This is a genomic window from Peptococcus niger, assembly GCF_900101835.1.
Lineage (GTDB): Bacteria > Bacillota > Peptococcia > Peptococcales > Peptococcaceae > Peptococcus > Peptococcus niger.
Window position 1 is genome coordinate 19,925 of the sequence record NZ_FNAF01000010.1, and the last position, 16,635, is coordinate 36,559.

Consider the following 16,635-nt stretch of genomic DNA (forward strand, 5'->3'; position numbering starts at 1 on the left):
ACCTCCTAAAATCAAACCTTTTCCATTTCTTCCCAATTAAAGCCGACTTTCACTTCCACCTGCAAGGGCACCGGCAATTCAATGACCTCTTCCATGGCTTGGTGAACGGTTTGAATCAGTAAGGCCGCCTCCTCGGGCGGGGCTTCAAAGATCAATTCATCGTGAACTTGCAGCAGCATCTTAGCGCTGAAGCCCTCTTCCGCCAACCGCCGGTTTACATCCAGCATGGCAAGCTTAATCACATCTGCCGCGCTGCCTTGAATTGGCGCATTGACAGCGGTGCGCTCGGCAAAATGCCGCTGGTGCTGGTTCTTGCTGTGAATGTCCCGGATGTAACGCCGCCGGCCTAAAACCGTTGATACATAACCTTTTTCCCGCGCACCAGCAATGGTTTCGTCAATCCAGGCCTGTACCTGTGGGTAGCGTTCAAAGTATTTATCAATGTACTCTTGCGCTGCCTTCCGGCTGATGCCCAACTCCTTGGCCAGGCCGAAATCGGTCTGACCGTAGATGATGCCGAAATTCACCGCCTTGGCCGCATACCGCTGTAAACGCGTCACCTGGTCAATGGGCACATGAAAGACTTCTGAAGCGGTTCGTCGGTGAATGTCTTCTTTTTCTCGAAAGCTGTTTACCAAATTGCCATCCAGGGTCATAGCGGCCAAAATACGCAATTCAATTTGTGAATAGTCTGCAGAAATCAAGACTTGGCCCTCTTGTGATGGAACAAAGGCCTGCCGGATGCGCCGCCCTTCTTCTGTCCGCACCGGAATATTTTGCAGGTTTGGTTCACTGGAAGAGAGACGCCCAGTGGATGTCAGTGTTTGATTGAAGTGGGTGTACACCTTGCCCTGATCATCGGCCAAGGCCAAAAGACCGTCAATATAGGTGCTCTTCAGCTTACTCAATTGGCGGTATTCTAAAATCAAGGGAATAATGGCGTGTTCCGTCCGCAGCTGGTCCAGCACTTCAGCATTGGTGGAGGGGCCCGTCTTGGTCTTCTTCAAAACCGGTAACCCCAACCGTTCAAACAAAACCTGGCCCAACTGTTTCGGTGAATTGACGTTAAAGGGTTCGCCGGCCAAGTCAAATATCTGGGCCATCAATTTTTCAATGCGGGCGGCAAATTCACTTTCCATGTCTTCCAAATAGGAAATGTTCAACCGGATACCGGTGCATTCCATGTCCACCAAAACGCTTGCCAGGGGCAATTCAACAGCGCGGTACAGTTGGATCATACCTGCGTCTGCAAGCTCAGAGAGCACCGGTTCATGCATCTTTTCCAGCCCCTCAAGTCGAGCAAAATAAGCTTCTGAAGCGTCCGCTGAAAAAATGGTTCGGTAGCGTTTTTTCAATTGCCCATCCAAGCTGTGGTCTCCGGCTTCGGCATCCAAGAGGTAGTGCGACAAGACGGCATCCCAGGTAACATGGTCGGCCCGAATCCCGGCCAGTCGCAAGGCCTTGTAATAGGCCTTCGCATCATCGGTGATGACGCGGGTCTCTTCGGCGGACAGCAGGGGCGCCATGGCTTCAAGAATGCGCTTTCCGTCTTCCCCACAAATGAGGTGGTAATTCTCTCCGGCAATCCGCAAGGCGATGTCCGTCAGCTCTTTTTCCCCAGCATCCAGGCTGAAAATGACAGTCCAGTCCCCCGGCGCCAAGCCCTTGATCAGCCGCTCCATCTCTGCCAAGTCGGAAAGGGTCTTGCCTTCCGGCGGCTTTTCCGGTTCCTGGTCTGCATCCAGCCGGTCCAGCAATTGCCGCAATTCCAGACGCGCATAAAAGGCCCGCAGGCCATCTGTATCCGGTTCCTGGAGGCGAAAGGCTTCCAAGTCGGGCAAATCAATCGGCACATCCCGGTGAATGGTCGCCAGTTCACGGCTCATAAAGGCCTGGTCTTTATGGGTGACCAGCTTCTCGCCCATTTTTTTGCCCTCGAAGTCCGATAAGTGAGCGTACAAATTTTCCATGGAACCATACTCTTGCAAAAACTTCTTCGCCGTTTTAATGCCGACACCGGGAATGCCCGGAATATTATCCGAAGCATCCCCCATAAGCCCTTTTAAGTCAACCACTTGGGCCGGCGTTAAATCATACTGGTCGCGCAAGAAGGCCAAATCAACGGTCTCCGTCTCAGACAAACCGCGCCGCGGATAAATCACCTTGACTTGCTCATCAATCAACTGAAAGGTGTCCCTGTCACCACTGACCAGGGCCACATCAAAACCGCCGGCCTTCGCCTTCGGCGCCAAGGTCCCCAGGATATCGTCTCCTTCATAGCCTGCCAAGCTCAAAATCGGAACCTTCATCAAGCTTAAGGCCTCTTTGATCAAGGGCATTTGTGCCGCCAGATCCTCCGGCATGCCTTTTCGGTTGGCTTTATAGGCCTCATACTGGGCGTGGCGAAACACCTTGCCTCGCTCATCGAAGGCCACCGCCAAATAGGGGTCCTCCGCATCCGCAATCAGTTTTTTCAGCATATTAATAAACCCATAGACGGCATTGGTGGCAACGCCCTCCTTGGTGGTCAAGGGGGGAACCCCATAAAAAGCCCTATTGGCAATGCTGTTGCCGTCAACAATATAAAATATACTCATGATTCACCTGTCTTTCCGGAAGCAATCAAGGCCAATTTTTGACGGCGGGTGAGCCGTTTTAAACGATATTCCCGCGCCATGGCTTCATTCTTGGTTTCAAACGCCTCCCAGTAGACCAGACGAACCGGCAACCGCGCCGCTGTGTACTTGCTCCCTTTACCGGCATTGTGGGTCGCCAAGCGGTGTGCTAAGTCCACAGTGTAGCCGGCATACAGGGTGCCGTCCGCACACTCAACCAGGTAAGCGTAATAATTTTGATGGTTTTCTGTCTTCATATTCACTTATTATACACCATATACAGCATATTTGCCGCCACCGACACATGCTGCCACTAAAAAAATCGAGGCAGGTCCGCCTCGATTGTCATCTTATCGTTTCACAAAATATTCGTCATACCAAATGAGGAAGCAGAGCACTGTGTAAATGTAGCGTTGGCGTAAGGCCTTTCCTTCATAATGCTCTTGCAGGTAGCCCAAGAGCTTCTCCTGATCAAAAAAAGTGCTGACATAGGGTCGGCTAAAGATTTCTTTAACCGCCAGATAATATTTTTCCTGGTGCAGCCAATCTCTCAGGGGTACCGGGAAACCCACCTTTGGTCGCTTCGCCCATTCTTCCGGTAATTCGGCCAAAGCCGCCTTCCTAAGGGAGATCTTCGCCACACCATCCTTGACCCGTTGGTCCGGTTTCAACCGGCTCGCCAGGCGCATCACTTCTTTGTCCAAGAAGGGGACCCGCAGCTCCAGCGAGTGAGCCGAGCTCATCTTATCCGCCTTGAGCAAAATATCCCCAGGCAGCCAGGTGCGAATATCAATCACTTGCTTACAGGTCAACTCATCCCGGCCACTCAGGCTGTCATAATACGGCGCCAAGAGCTCAACCGCTGATGGGCCGCTTCGATAGGCCGGTTTTAACAAGGCCAGGGCTTCATCATCCGGGAAAATTTTAGCTTGTCCAACAAAGCTTTCGCGCAGCGGCTGACCCCCCCGCACCGCCAAGTCGCCAAGGCGGGAATGGGGGAAGCTTTTCCCCACTGTCCGGTACAAGCCGCGCCGCACAAAAGCCGGCAACCGCTTATACAAGGCCAGGTGTGGCGTGTCCATATAGCTGTCATAGCCACCGAAGAGTTCATCAGCCCCTTCCCCGGAAAGCACAACCTTGACATGTTCTGAGGCCAGTTGGGCCAAGAAATACAAGGGCACCGAAGATAAGTTCGATTGCGGCTCATCCATATGGTATTGGATGACCGGCAAGGCGCCGAAAAAGTCATCCGCGTCAATTAAGCGTTTATGGTGGGTAAAGCCCAGAAGCTCTGATAATCGAGCCCCCAGGTTCGTCTCATTAAAAACGCCATCATAGTCTTTAAAGCCCACGGAAAAGGTTTCTTCCGGGCGAAACAGGGCTGTGATAAAGCTGGAATCAATGCCCCCGGAAAGAAAGGCCCCCACTTTAACATCCGCCATTTGATGGGCTCGGACGCTCTCCCGGAGCGTCTCGCCGATGGCAGAAACCGCCTCATCATCGCTTAAGTCTGCTGCCCGATAGTTGAAATCCCAATACCGCCCTCGCGCTATGACAGAACCGTCCTTGACCTTCATCCAGGTCCCGGGTGTCAGTTTATAAATCCCCTTGAAAAAGGTCTCCTCCGTTGCCGGATATTGAAAAGTCAGGTAGGGACGCAAGGCCTTGGCGTTCACCTCTTTTTGGAAGGCCGGATGCTTGAGAAAGCACTTGATTTCCGATCCAAAAAAGAAGCTGCCATCATCGGAGGGTGCACCGTAATACAAGGGCTTGATGCCAAAGAAATCGCGTGCCAGAAAAAGTTCCTCTTTGCGGGCATCCCAAATGGCAAAGGCAAACATGCCGCGCACCTTTTGCAGAACACCGTCGCCCCAAGCGTCATAGCCGTGAACCAAGACTTCGCTGTCCGTTTCGGAAATAAATTCATAGCCCAAGTCCACCAGTTCTGACCGCAAGGCTTTATAATTGTAAATTTCGCCGTTAAAAATCAAAGCCAGCGATTTATCTTTATTAAAAAGAGGCTGGTCCGCCTCATCTCTCAAATCAATAATGCTCAACCGCCGAAAGCCCAATACCATTTTATCGGATATAAACGTTCCATCACTGTCCGGGCCACGATGCACCATGGCATCGCACATTTCACCGATAACAGTCTGATGGTCAATTTCCCTTACTCCCGGCATATAGCCGACAATTCCGCACATAGGCAGCCTCCTTCACTTTGCCGCGCCGGTCACTCCGGCCTCTTGCTATTATACTGGAATGTCCGGCCAGGCTCAAGCACAGGCCTTCTCGCTCAATAAAAAAAACGGATGTGGAACCATGCCCACATCCGTTTTGTATTAACCGTATATCCTTTACATCATGCCCATGCCCGGCGCACCTGCACCGGCAGCAGCCATCGGGTCTTCTGTCTTCGTATCAGCCACCAGACTTTCAGTGGTCAAGATCATGGACGCAATGGAGACGGCATTTTGCAACGCACTGCGTGTCACCTTGGCCGGGTCAATAATCCCGGCAGCAATCATGTCTTCATAACGGTCCATCAGCGCATTGTAGCCCACGCCCTGTTCTTTCGCCTTAACAGCCGCTACAACGACAGAGCCTTCCATACCTGCGTTTTCAGCAATCTGACGCACCGGCGCTTCCAGAGCGTTCTTAATCAAGGCCACACCGGTAACAGCATCCGGCTCTTCCAGCTTCAGCTCATCCAAAGCAGCCATTGCGGAAATAAAGGCTGTCCCGCCACCGGCCACAATCCCTTCTTCAACGGCTGCGCGGGTAGCCGACAAGGCATCTTCAATCCGCAACTTCTTCTCAGCCAGTTCAGTTTCCGTAGCCGCACCGACCTGAATAACAGCAACACCGCCAGCCAACTTGGCCAAGCGTTCCTGCAATTTTTCACGGTCAAATTCAGAAGTGGTTTCTTCCAGTTGAACGCGAATTTGGGCCACTCGAGCATCAATGGCTTCTTTAGCCCCCTTGCCTTCAACAATAGTGGTGTTGTCTTTGGTAACGGTAATCTGGCGAGCAGAGCCGAGCATATCGACTGTAGCGTCTTCCAGCTTATAGCCCAGTTCTTCTGTCACAACCGTTGCGCCGGTCAGGGCAGCAATATCGGCCAGCATTTCTTTACGGCGATCGCCGAAGCCCGGTGCTTTGACGGCAACACAATTAAAGGTGCCGCGCAATTTGTTGAGAATCATCGTGGTCAGGGCTTCGCCTTCCACATCTTCCGCAATCAAGAGCAGGGCCTTACCGGTTTTCACCACTTGTTCTAAAACCGGCAAAATTTCTTGAACATTACCGATTTTCTTATCTGTGATCAAAACGTAGGGTTCTTCTAAGGTTGCCACCATTTTCTCCGTATCGGAAACCATATACGGTGAAATGTAGCCACGATCAAACTGCATCCCTTCAACCACATCCAAAGATGTGCCGAAGGTTTGCGAATCTTCTACCGTGATAACCCCATCATTGCCAACAACTTCCATGGCATCCGCGATTAATTTACCGGTTTCTTCATCCCCGGAAGAAATAGCGGCCACTTGTGCAATTGCCTCTTTATTTTTAATGGGGCTGGAGATTTTTTCAATGCTTTCAACTGCTTTCTCAGCAGCGGCCATCATGCCCTTGCGCAAGATAATCGGATTTGCCCCGGCAGCGATGTTTTTCAGGCCTTCACGAACCATTGCCTGTGCCAAAACAGTAGCAGTGGTGGTCCCGTCACCGGCCACATCGTTGGTTTTAATGGACACTTCTTTTAAGAGCTGAGCCCCCATATTTTCAAAGGGATCTTCCAACTCGATTTCACGAGCGATGGAAACACCATCATTGGTAATGAGTGGTGCACCATAGGGTTTAGACAGGACAACATTACGCCCTTTAGGCCCAAGGGTAACACTTACTGCATCAGCAACGGCGTTAACGCCCTTTTCAAGAGCCGCACGCGCTTCAGCGCCAAAACGAATTTCTTTTGCCATCTATCATTAACCTCCTAAAAATACAACAGTATATGACAAAAATACCTTAGCCGAGCACGACCAAAATATCTTTTTCAGCAATAATAACCACTTCTTCATCATCCAGCTTGACTTCTGTCCCGCCGAATTTTCCATAGACAACCTTGTCGCCCGGTTTGACTTCCAAGGCAACGCGTTCGCCTTTATCGTTCAGCACACCGCTGCCCACAGCAATGACTTCGCCTTGATGCGGTTTTTCCTGAGCAGAGCCCGGCAAAACGATGCCGCTTTGCGTCTTTTCTTCTACTTTTAAAGGTTTGATGACGACTTTATCGCCTAAGGGTTTAATGTTCATAAAATAGCCTCCTTATGAAATATCGGTCACAGTGTTAGCACTCATCTTTCACGAGTGCTAACATCATATGTATATCATATCACACTCCCTTAAAAATGCAAGTCTTTTTCTATTTTTTGATATTTTTTACCCCGGTTGCAATTCATTCCAGCATTGGTTATAATGCAGCCAACATAGGAGGTGCCTTATGACAGCAGAAGAATTGCGAAAACAAATGACCGAAGCGCGCCAGGCCCTATCGCCGGAAGCACGTGAAGCCGCGGCTCAAAGCTTCACCGAACGCCTTTGTGCTTTGCCGGAATGGCTCCGCGCCGATACTGTCGCCCTATTTTTATCTTTTGGCAGTGAGTTGGACACACGCAGCGTTATTGAAACAGCCTTTTCAGAAGGAAAACAAGTCTTATTGCCAATTTGCCAAAAAGACTACCATATGATCTTTTCCGTTTACACCCCCACCACCCCCTTAATCACCACCGGTATGGGCTTGGAAGAAATAGCACCGGAAGCCATCCAGGAAGTTCCACCGGAAAATATTGATTTTTGCCTGGTCCCGGGCCTGGTCTTTGATGACACCGGCGCCCGCATCGGTTACGGAGCCGGCTTCTACGACAGGTTCTTACCCCGTTTATCAGAGGGCACCGCCATTATCGGCGCCGGCTATGACTGCCAAGTGATTAAAAACAGCCCCATTCCCCAAAAGGACACAGATGTCCGCCTGCCAATGATCGTTACGGAGCAAGGCATTTATCGGTCAACAAAAATGCTGTAATCAAAAAGAACTGTACCGAATGACTTTCAAGTCATTCGGTACAGTTCTTTTTGATTGAATGTTATACCTTTTCACCAGATGGCAGGAGGGCTCTTTACCGGAGAAGCTGCCCCCTAGACTTAAAATATAAGCACTCCCTTTGGACCAGAAGGTCATTTGAGGTCTCGGACTAAACTGTGTAAAATAAAGGGAGAAAAACAAGGGAGGCCGGCAGCATGGCTTATGATGAACGCATAAAAAACTTTGAAAAAATCCGCGACTACATGCAAGCCTTTTACGTCTACGGCCTCAAAAGCCGGCTGGAATACGATCATAAAAGCGCCCGTTCTTATGATGACGAGCGCCGCCGTTTGGAATCCTGGTTGGGAGATTATATGCAGTTCCATCAAACAGCCGATGGAAAAAACGTATTCCTGGCCATAGACAGCCGGGTCAGCAAGCAAAACCCGCTCTACAAAGCCTGGAAGGCCAAGCGTTTTACCGATGCCACGATTACCCTGCACTTTGCTATCTTTGATGTTCTCTATAGTCCAAGGGTAAAAATGACCTTGGCAGACCTCACTGAAGCCATTGATGCTCGTCTAGCCTCTCGACTGACCTTTGATGAATCCACCTTGCGCAAAAAGCTAAATGATTACATCGCTGCCGAAATCATCCAAGTGGAAAAAATTGGCCGCAAAAATTTCTACCATCGAAGCCCGCTGATAGACATTCAGCCTTTGGCGGATGCCCTTGATTTTTTTAGTGAAGTGGCGCCCTGCGGGGTTATCGGTTCGTTTTTGCAGGATCGGCTGGCCGACCATGAGCCTCTTTTCTCTTTTAAGCACCACTACATCACCCAAACCATGGATAGTGACATCATGGCCCAAATTTTTCAAGCCATGCACGACAGGGTAACCGTCACCGTGGATTATCCGGGACAAGAGACCGGCAAATTTCAAAAGCTTTGTCTCTTACCTTTAAAAATTTACCTAAGTGTCCAAAACGGCCGACAGTATCTCATGGCCTTCAACGAAGCGAAAAACCGGATCTACGCTTACCGGCTGGATAAAATGAAAAACATTCAACTTAAAAAGACCGTCTCCGACAACTTTGCCAACCGCCGGGCTGACCTGACCCGGCTCGAAAGGCATATGTGGGGCGTATCCAGCAAAAGACTCGGCAAGACCCTGGAACAGGTAACCTTCGAGCTTCGAATAGGTGATGACGAAAACCACATCATCCGTCGTCTCAAACGGGAAAAGCGTTGTGGTCAAGTTGACCGCCTTGACCCTAACCATTACCGCTTTACCGCAAATGTTTTTGATGCCAATGAATTGCTCCCCTGGATTCGCACCTTTATCTGTCGGATCACCAGGCTTGATTTTTCCAACCCGCTTACAAAGGAAAAATTTAAGAGCGACTTAGAAGCGATGTACCGTCTTTACGACCTGGAAGGAGGTGGACCGGGTGATTTTCAGTGAGCTCTATTCAACATATTATAAGACCGTCGCTAAAATTATCAACATGGCCTTGGCCGGAAAAACAACATCAGAAGACCTTGGTCGCTGCATTCAGGAAAATGCCTTTTCAGAGAGCGTCCTGACCATCCTTCCGGCCTTGACAGAAGGGCGTTGGCCCCTTTTAAATGAGGACCTAACCTCATCTTTATGCCATCCGCCAACCCTACCCCTAACCCTCTTGGAAAAGCGCTGGCTCAAGGCCATTATGGCAGACCCCCGCATCCAACTATTTGATGTCACTTTTCCTGATTTAGAAGGGCTAGACCCTCTTTTCACCCAAGAGGACTACAGGGTCTTTGACCGCTATACGGATGGAGACCCCTTTAACAGCCACCGGTATATTCATCATTTCCGCCTCCTTTTGGCAGCAATCAAAGCCTCCCACCCGGTGCAAATTACCATGACCAACCGCTATGGCCGGCAGATTCAAATCCACTTTTATCCCACCGGCTTTGAATACTCTTTAAAGGACGATAAAATTCGCGTCCTGGCGAAAGGTTGTCGCTACCCTTACTTCAACTTGGCCCGAATTGACCATTGCAAGCTTTACCAGGGAAGCGATTGCCAAACAGATAATCCCTTGACCGACCGGCAAAAAGAATTGGTCTTGCTGATTGAGAATGAGCGCAATACCCTAGAGCGGGTCATGCTCCACTTTGCCCATTTTAGCAAGCAAGCTGAGCGCTTGGCCGACGGGAGCACCCGTCTCCAAATCAGCTACTATGCCTCCGATGAAAAAGAATTGCTTATCCGGGTTTTGGCCTTCGGCCCTTATGTGAAGGTGGAAGCGCCGGATGACTTTGTTAACTTGATCAAAGACCGCCTTTTGGCCCAAAAAAGCTGTGAACTTTAACCTGTTCGCAGCTTTTTTTCCGTGATAAAGGTCCCGCCCATGGATATAATGAGTCTACAAGGTGCAACGAGTCATCGTTGTTTAAATCTTAAAAGGTACAAACAGCCATTTTACAGTTAGGGGCATAAAATCCTTTGCAACCTACAGATGCTGATGCTGTTACTTGTACCTTGCTAGAAAGATGCCTCCAGCCATTTTACCAAACCTAGCCTATCTGAGGGCAAGTCATTCAGAAAAAGGCATCTTGGAAAAGGCACTCGGCCAAGAGAAAAAGGACCATCATCAGCAGATGACCCCGTCATTTATGGTCCTCTTCTACGAGTGCCTGGAATGTCATATAAAGGCCTAAGCCTTTTTATAAAGCCCCCTTCATCAATCCACGGTCATCCTACCGACTCTTCTCAGGAAAGATAATGGGGATTTTTTATCTCATGAGACTTGCAAACCACACGGCACCATACCGCCGGTTAGGAGACAGGATATGTTAGACCAACTAAAAGCCGAAGCCAATAGGGCGCGCACTGAAAACGACGCTGTGACCCATGCCAGCAGCTTATCCGATTGTTTAGACCTCTTTGCCGATATTGGTGCCCTTCGCAATGCCGAAGAGGAAGCCATCATTCATCGCTTTCTCCGAGCCTACACGGAAGATGCGGACATCGCCATGAAAATTCTATTTTTTGGTCGAGATGTGCGTGGCGGATTGGGAGAACGCCGCCTTTTTCGTATTATTCTCCGTTGGTTAGCCGGCTACCATCCGGATTCTGTCCGTAAAAATATCGACCGCATTCCGGAATACGGCCGATATGACGATCTCCTAGCCCTTTTAGATACCCCCTGTAAAAAAGACGCCCTTCGTTTGATTCGTCACCAGCTGAAGGCAGACCTTACTTCAACGGGCGAGGTTTCCCTTTTGGCTAAGTGGCTCCCATCGGTCAATGCCTCAAATCCCGAGACAGTCCGCCGCGCCAAACGCCTAGCGCGCTTCCTGGGCATGAGCGATGGCCAGTATCGCAAAACCTTGACGGCCTTGAGAAAAAGAATCAATATTTTGGAACACCATCTCTGCAGTAAGGACTATACCTTTGACTACGCCAAGCAGCCCTCTAAAGCCATGTTCAAATACCGCAAAGCCTTCCTGCATCATGACGGTGAACGCTATAGAGCCTTTTTAGCTGCCGTTCAACGTGGAGAAGCCAAACTCCACACCGATGCGCTCTACCCCTATGAAATCGTCCGCTCCGCCTTTAGCAGCCCTCTGAATGAGCTGTCCGAAGGAGAAAAAGCCAGCCTGAACGCCTCATGGGCGGCCCTACCGGATTATTGCGACAACCGAAATGCCCTGGCCATCATAGACACTTCCGCGTCTATGTACTGGTATGATAAGGGCCTACCTGCTGCAGTGGCTTTCTCCCTGGGCCTTTATTTCGGCGAACGCAATACCGGCTTCTTCCACAACCACTTTATTGAGTTCTCCGATACCCCCCAGCTCCTTGAGATCAAAGGCAAGACCTTTACCGACCGTCTGTCCTACCTGTCCACTTTTACTCAAGTTGCCGATACCAATATTGAAGCCGTCTTTAGCCTCATCCTGGCTGCCGCCGTACACAACGAGCTCCCCCAGGAAGAGCTTCCGGAAACCCTCTACATAATTTCTGATATGGAATTTAATATCTGTATGCGCAACGCTTCCCTGTCTAACTACGAAAATGCCAAGCAGCAATTCGCCCTCCATGGGTACCAACTGCCAAACATCGTCTTCTGGAACGTTGCTAGCCGTAACAGCTACCAACCTGTCACCATGAATGAAGCCGGCGTCGTCCTTGTCTCCGGCTGCAGCCCCCGGCTTTTTACCATGATTACCGTCGGCGGCCTAACCCCCTATACCGCCATGATGGACCTCCTAGACACTAATCGCTATGCCAGCATTGTCGCTTAGGTGGAAACTCTGGGTGAGCAATACTTAAAAAAGCCTCTAGACAGGTGCACAAGGTAAAAATCAGAGCGAACAAGGCTAGGTCTTATCTTGTTTGTTCAGCGAAGGATACAGCTAGTATTTGAAACCGAGAAAAAGATAAAAGCAAGGCACCGCCCGGCAAAAGTCGAATTTAAAAATTCCTTTTGCCGGACGGTGCCTTGCTTATTTTAATATAACTCTTTTTATAGGCTTTCTGTCACAATCACTAGCTAACCCATTAACAAGGGCGAAAGCGTTGTTAGAAGGCCAATGAAGCCGACCCCCACCATCAAGCCGCCGGTAATCCGAGCGGTTTTTTTCTTTTCTTCACGGGCATATTTAACGGAATAAAGCATCAGAGCCCCTGCAATCAAAGAGCAGACGTAGGCCAAAAGAGTGCTGACATGATATGGCAGCCCCATACGGTCAAACTGCGGGGCCCCCAGCATCAGGAGCAGGGCTGCCGTCAATAGGCCCAGCGCAACGCCGTTAAAACGCAGACGTTTCTTTTCCTGCAAGCGTTGCTCCGGCGTGATGACTGTCGTCATTTTTTCTTGTTCTTTTGCTGTTTTCCGATATTGGGATCTCTTTTTTTTGCCACTACGTGAATATTTTCTACCCATGCTGCCTCCTATCGGGCATCAATCACGATGGGTTCGCGCATCTGTCAAATACGGGCGAAATTCAATAATTCGCAATGCCGCTAAACCGATAAACAGACCGAAAATGCTCAATAATGTGGTTAACGACGTTACAAATAAAGGAAGCGTCGAACTCTCTAATAAGCCAACAGATGCCACGAACGAAACCATTGATGCCAAAGTTAAAAAAGCAATGCCGATGTATTTCATCTTATAACCTCCCGACAATTAAGATCATGTGTTCCTAGAACATGTTTTCCTATATTTTATCAAACACATATTCGTTGTCAAGAGATTTTTCGATTGTATGTTCGTATTTTTAAAGAACAATACGATAAAAACAGCGAAGCGGCTAAGCTTCGCTGTTTAAGACACTGATGTTTCGCTTAAAAGTTGCGGTTTCCTTTTCTCAAAAATTCAGGAATGTGTACGTCTGCAAAGTTTCCGCTTGAAGACCGGCCAGACCTTGGGGCACTGCTCGGCTTATAAGCATTTGTGTCATAGGTGTTGCGGTCATCCGGATGGAAACCGGTTGCAATAACGGTAATTTTAATGTCATCTTTCGCATCAGGATCGTTGATGGCCCCAAAGATAACATCCGCATCAGCACCGGCTGCTTCATAAATATAGTCAGCAGCTGCTTGTGCTTCTAAAAGGGTCGGGTTGTCACCGGAGATGTTCATCAGGATCGCTGTGGCCCCGTCAATAGACGTTTCCAGGAGGGGCGAGGAAATAGCAGCCTTAGCGGCAGACACGGCACGGTCTTCCCCTTTGCTGTAACCGACACCCATTAAGGCGGTACCGGTATTCTGCATCGTCGAGCGAACGTCGGCGAAGTCAAGGTTAATCATGGCCACCTTGGTAATGGTATCGGAAATCCCCTGAACACCTTGGCGCAAAACGTCATCGGCAATGTCAAAGGCTTCTTCCAGGGTGGTTTCTTTGCTGGCAATTTCCAGTAAACGATCATTGGGAATGGTCACCAATGAGTCCACTTTTTCTGTCAAGATAGAGATGCCTTCAGCCGCATTGCTCTTGCGTTTTTTGCCTTCAAAGGCAAAGGGCTTGGTCACCACACCAATGGTTAAGGCGCCTTGACTTTTGGCAATTTCTGCTACAACCGGTGCAGCGCCCGTCCCGGTGCCGCCGCCCATACCGGCGGTTACAAAGACCAAGTCTGCCCCTTCCAGGGCTGCAGCCAACTCTTCACGGCTTTCTTCAGCCGCTTTCTCACCAACTTCAGGGTTACCGCCGGCACCTAAGCCGCGTGTTAACTTGGTGCCCAATTGAATTTTTTGATCCGCTTCCGAATGCGCCAAAACCTGGGCATCCGTATTGGCAACAATAAATTCGACACCTTGAACTTTTGCTTCAATCATACGATTAACGGCATTACCGCCGCCACCGCCTACACCAATGACTTTAATGACAGCGGCGTTATTTTCAACATTATCATCAAGTTGGAACATGCTATCCCCTCCGCAAAATCGCAATATTTATCTTTATGATATACCATATAACCCTTTCGTGCAATTAAATTCTTGCTGGAATCAGCTTTTATATCAAAATCAGATCTACTAATTGGCTGTGTTGGTATCATTGTCCCCATTCGGGTCTTCTTCAACAACGGCCTCCGTGGTGCCTTGGACACGCTGGGCTTCCCGTTCTGCAGAAATATTTAAGCTGGCGCCGTCCATATCCAAATCAATATCGGCTGCGTCTTTTCCTTTTAATTTCAGAATGGGAGATTTACTGTAGCGCATATCGATATATTCGACTTGACCTTGAATCGAATTGGAAAAAATAATCTGGTTCATAATATCGTTCAAGGCCGACATCCGCCCGTCAATTTTCCGTGTATTGCCGATACGGACTTCTATGCCGTTGGATGTGTAGGCCAAAATATTATCTGTTTTTGCCACGTTAATTTCCTGGATATTGCCCAGGAGTTCTTTCGGCATCGCATTGATGACGGCCAAAGCCTGTTCAAAAGCATCGTTTTTTATTTTACCACCGGGCTGTGGGACAGACGCCAAAGAAATCCCGGTAATGATAGGAATGCTCGTGTTTTCCAAGGTGGGAGTGCTGTTTAAAAGCAAGCCGTCTGTGCTGAACTGAAGAAATATTCCCCGATTCACCAATACGCCGACGGCACGCCGCTCTTTAATGCTGATGGAAAGACTGTGCGGCAAGTGACGATGAATGGTGACTTCTTTGACATAGGGATGACTTTCCAAGGCGCGTACCGCATCGCTCTTTTTATATAGGAAAAGGTTGGTTCCGACCGGCCTTCCTGCCAAACGGGTGACATGCTGGTCACTGATGGCACGGTTGCCTGTAATGGTAACCGCATCAATGTTCATCAGCGGTGACAGGGCGATGGCAACGATGACTGTAAAGACAAGGGATAATACCAGAGTCAGAATAAATTCACGGCTGAAACGTCGTTTGCGTGGCGTACGGCCCTTGTCCGCCGTGCGTTCTGCATTGACCTCGGCATCATCTGTTTCGCGTTCCACATGAGCGTTTTGCGCAAAATATTTTCTTTTAAGCATCGTTCACCTCCTTATGCTCCCTATCCACTAAGCCAGATATTTTTCCTTCAATGCTTCCACAATATTGGGGGCTTCCTGCCAAATGGAACCGGCGCCCATGACCAAAACCATATCGCCCGGCTGTAAGTGGTCCAGCAATTCATGTGCCATGGCTTCTTCTTTAAATAAAACGCCTTCGTGCCCCTTCGGCAAATAATCCAAAATCAGCTGACTGGAAACGCCTTCTATGGGGTCTTCACCTGCCGGGTAGACATCCAGCAAATAGACTTCATCCGCTGCCGATAAGGCTTCTGCAAATTTTTCCGCCAAAAACTTGGTGCGACTGTAACGGTGCGGTTGAAAAACAGCAACCACACGCCCCTCATGACAATCATGGGCTGCCTGAATAGTGGCAGCGATTTCCGTCGGATGGTGGGCATAGTCATCAATCACTTGAATATCTGCTACAGCGCCAACCAATTGAAACCGGCGTCGTGTGCCGTGAAAGGCGTACAAGGTCTGGGCAACCTTGTCAAAGGGAAGGCCCAGGTCCAAGCCGCACACCGTAGCGGCTAAGGCATTTAACATATTATGTTTACCCGGAATGGTCAAGCTTAAATGGCCAAGCCGGTCCCCAGCGTAATAAATATCCGCTTCATTAAGCGCCCCTTTTTGCGCATGGTGACGGATTTGATAGTCTGCCGCCTCCGAAAACCCGTAGGTGACGACCTTTGCCGGCGATTTTTCACGCAAGGCCAAGGCTTCCGGACAATCCGCGCATAAAACAACGCGACCATTCTCATCCGTCTTTTGAACAAACTGCCTGAAAATCTCCTGAATGGCGGTAATGTCCTTGTAATGATCCAGGTGATCTTCTTCTACATTGGTCACAATGGTGTACCAAGGGTATAGGTTCAAAAAGCTTCCGTCACTTTCATCGGCTTCTGCCACCAAATGAGGGCCTTTGCCCAGCTTGGCATTACTGCCGATTTCATTGATCACGCCACCGACCACAATGGTCGGGTCAAGTCCATTCTGCTCCAAGATAAGGGAAATCATGGAACTGGTTGTCGTTTTGCCGTGACTGCCAGCGACGCAAATACCTTTACGGGTGCGCATGAGTTCGCCCAAGACTTCCGACCGATGACAAACCGGGATCTGCTGTTGGCTGGCCGCCTGACGCTCAGGATTTTCCGGTCGGATAGCGGTAGAATGCACCACCAAGTCCATATCCGGTCGAATATGCTCGGCCGACTGACCGATATTGATCTGAGCCCCTAAAGCCATCAAGCGCTCTACGCGCGATGACAAGGCAACGTCCGATCCGCTGACCTCATAGCCAAGGGCCAAGAGAATCTCAGCAATGGCACTCATGCCAATGCCACCAATGCCGATAAAATGTATTTTCTTCATTCCTTCAAGCGTCATCTATGCGCCCACTCCTCTC

General features: G+C 49.5%; 14 protein-coding genes. 4 read left to right on the forward strand and 10 right to left on the reverse strand.

The window, feature by feature from the left end:
• Window positions 1-11: 11 nt before the first annotated feature.
• From polA to BLQ16_RS07475, 5 genes are all read right to left on the reverse strand, one after another.
• Window positions 12-2,597, reverse strand: coding sequence for a DNA polymerase I (polA, locus tag BLQ16_RS07455; RefSeq protein WP_091792113.1), 2,586 nt, complete (start codon window positions 2,595-2,597; stop codon window positions 12-14).
• A complete protein-coding gene (locus BLQ16_RS07460) occupies window positions 2,594-2,872 on the reverse strand; it encodes a GIY-YIG nuclease family protein (RefSeq protein WP_091792154.1) in 279 nt (92 codons plus the stop codon). The genes polA and BLQ16_RS07460 overlap by 4 nt, the downstream gene beginning before the upstream one ends.
• A 93-nt stretch (window positions 2,873-2,965) precedes the next feature.
• A complete protein-coding gene (asnB, locus tag BLQ16_RS07465) occupies window positions 2,966-4,819 on the reverse strand; it encodes an asparagine synthase (glutamine-hydrolyzing) (protein ID WP_091792114.1) in 1,854 nt (617 codons plus the stop codon).
• Window positions 4,820-4,972: 153 nt separating this feature from the next.
• Window positions 4,973-6,598, reverse strand: coding sequence for a chaperonin GroEL (gene groL / locus BLQ16_RS07470; RefSeq protein WP_091792115.1), 1,626 nt, complete (start codon window positions 6,596-6,598; stop codon window positions 4,973-4,975).
• Between the two features lie 46 nt (window positions 6,599-6,644).
• Window positions 6,645-6,932 carry a co-chaperone GroES gene (locus tag BLQ16_RS07475; protein WP_091792116.1) on the reverse strand — a complete coding sequence of 96 codons (288 nt, stop codon included), beginning with the start codon at window positions 6,930-6,932 and terminating at the stop codon, window positions 6,645-6,647.
• A gap of 187 nt (window positions 6,933-7,119) precedes the next feature.
• On the opposite strand from BLQ16_RS07475, the gene BLQ16_RS07480 reads away from it, so the two are divergent.
• The 4 genes from BLQ16_RS07480 (at window position 7,120) to BLQ16_RS07495 (ending at window position 11,995) form a co-directional block, all read left to right on the forward strand.
• Window positions 7,120-7,701 carry a 5-formyltetrahydrofolate cyclo-ligase gene (locus tag BLQ16_RS07480; protein ID WP_091792117.1) on the forward strand — a complete coding sequence of 194 codons (582 nt, stop codon included), beginning with the start codon at window positions 7,120-7,122 and terminating at the stop codon, window positions 7,699-7,701.
• Between the two features lie 215 nt (window positions 7,702-7,916).
• Window positions 7,917-9,164, forward strand: coding sequence for a helix-turn-helix transcriptional regulator (locus tag BLQ16_RS07485; RefSeq protein ID WP_091792118.1), 1,248 nt, complete (start codon window positions 7,917-7,919; stop codon window positions 9,162-9,164).
• A complete protein-coding gene (locus BLQ16_RS07490) occupies window positions 9,151-10,056 on the forward strand; it encodes a WYL domain-containing protein (protein WP_091792119.1) in 906 nt (301 codons plus the stop codon). The genes BLQ16_RS07485 and BLQ16_RS07490 overlap by 14 nt, the downstream gene beginning before the upstream one ends.
• A 481-nt stretch (window positions 10,057-10,537) precedes the next feature.
• Window positions 10,538-11,995, forward strand: coding sequence for a DUF2828 family protein (locus BLQ16_RS07495; RefSeq protein ID WP_091792120.1), 1,458 nt, complete (start codon window positions 10,538-10,540; stop codon window positions 11,993-11,995).
• A 248-nt stretch (window positions 11,996-12,243) separates the two neighbouring features.
• Here the strand turns inward: BLQ16_RS07495 and BLQ16_RS07500 are convergent, their stop codons facing one another.
• From BLQ16_RS07500 to murC, 5 genes are all read right to left on the reverse strand, one after another.
• The gene (locus BLQ16_RS07500) at window positions 12,244-12,636 is read right to left on the reverse strand and encodes a hypothetical protein (protein WP_091792121.1); all 393 of its coding nucleotides are present in this window, start codon (window positions 12,634-12,636) and stop codon (window positions 12,244-12,246) included.
• Between the two features lie 18 nt (window positions 12,637-12,654).
• Window positions 12,655-12,864, reverse strand: coding sequence for a hypothetical protein (locus tag BLQ16_RS07505; protein ID WP_091792122.1), 210 nt, complete (start codon window positions 12,862-12,864; stop codon window positions 12,655-12,657).
• Between the two features lie 176 nt (window positions 12,865-13,040).
• Window positions 13,041-14,123, reverse strand: a complete 1,083-nt coding sequence (ftsZ, locus tag BLQ16_RS07510; protein ID WP_091792123.1) for a cell division protein FtsZ — start codon at window positions 14,121-14,123, stop codon at window positions 13,041-13,043.
• Between the two features lie 108 nt (window positions 14,124-14,231).
• Window positions 14,232-15,209 carry a cell division protein FtsQ/DivIB gene (locus BLQ16_RS07515; protein WP_091792124.1) on the reverse strand — a complete coding sequence of 326 codons (978 nt, stop codon included), beginning with the start codon at window positions 15,207-15,209 and terminating at the stop codon, window positions 14,232-14,234.
• A gap of 27 nt (window positions 15,210-15,236) precedes the next feature.
• Complete coding sequence (murC, locus tag BLQ16_RS07520) at window positions 15,237-16,616, reverse strand: UDP-N-acetylmuramate--L-alanine ligase (protein WP_091792125.1); 1,380 nt, start codon at window positions 16,614-16,616, stop codon at window positions 15,237-15,239.
• Between the last annotated feature and the right edge of the window lie 19 nt (window positions 16,617-16,635).

Coding starts and splice junctions, on each gene's coding strand:
- polA (WP_091792113.1), bottom strand. CDS start 2,597: ATGAGTATATTTTATATTGTTGACGGCAACAGCATTGCCAATAGGGCT.
- BLQ16_RS07460 (WP_091792154.1), bottom strand. CDS start 2,872: ATGAAGACAGAAAACCATCAAAATTATTACGCTTACCTGGTTGAGTGT.
- asnB (WP_091792114.1), bottom strand. CDS start 4,819: ATGTGCGGAATTGTCGGCTATATGCCGGGAGTAAGGGAAATTGACCAT.
- groL (WP_091792115.1), bottom strand. CDS start 6,598: ATGGCAAAAGAAATTCGTTTTGGCGCTGAAGCGCGTGCGGCTCTTGAA.
- BLQ16_RS07475 (WP_091792116.1), bottom strand. CDS start 6,932: ATGAACATTAAACCCTTAGGCGATAAAGTCGTCATCAAACCTTTAAAA.
- BLQ16_RS07480 (WP_091792117.1), top strand. CDS start 7,120: ATGACAGCAGAAGAATTGCGAAAACAAATGACCGAAGCGCGCCAGGCC.
- BLQ16_RS07485 (WP_091792118.1), top strand. CDS start 7,917: ATGGCTTATGATGAACGCATAAAAAACTTTGAAAAAATCCGCGACTAC.
- BLQ16_RS07495 (WP_091792120.1), top strand. CDS start 10,538: ATGTTAGACCAACTAAAAGCCGAAGCCAATAGGGCGCGCACTGAAAAC.
- BLQ16_RS07500 (WP_091792121.1), bottom strand. CDS start 12,636: ATGGGTAGAAAATATTCACGTAGTGGCAAAAAAAAGAGATCCCAATAT.
- BLQ16_RS07505 (WP_091792122.1), bottom strand. CDS start 12,864: ATGAAATACATCGGCATTGCTTTTTTAACTTTGGCATCAATGGTTTCG.
- ftsZ (WP_091792123.1), bottom strand. CDS start 14,123: ATGTTCCAACTTGATGATAATGTTGAAAATAACGCCGCTGTCATTAAA.
- BLQ16_RS07515 (WP_091792124.1), bottom strand. CDS start 15,209: ATGCTTAAAAGAAAATATTTTGCGCAAAACGCTCATGTGGAACGCGAA.
- murC (WP_091792125.1), bottom strand. CDS start 16,616: ATGACGCTTGAAGGAATGAAGAAAATACATTTTATCGGCATTGGTGGC.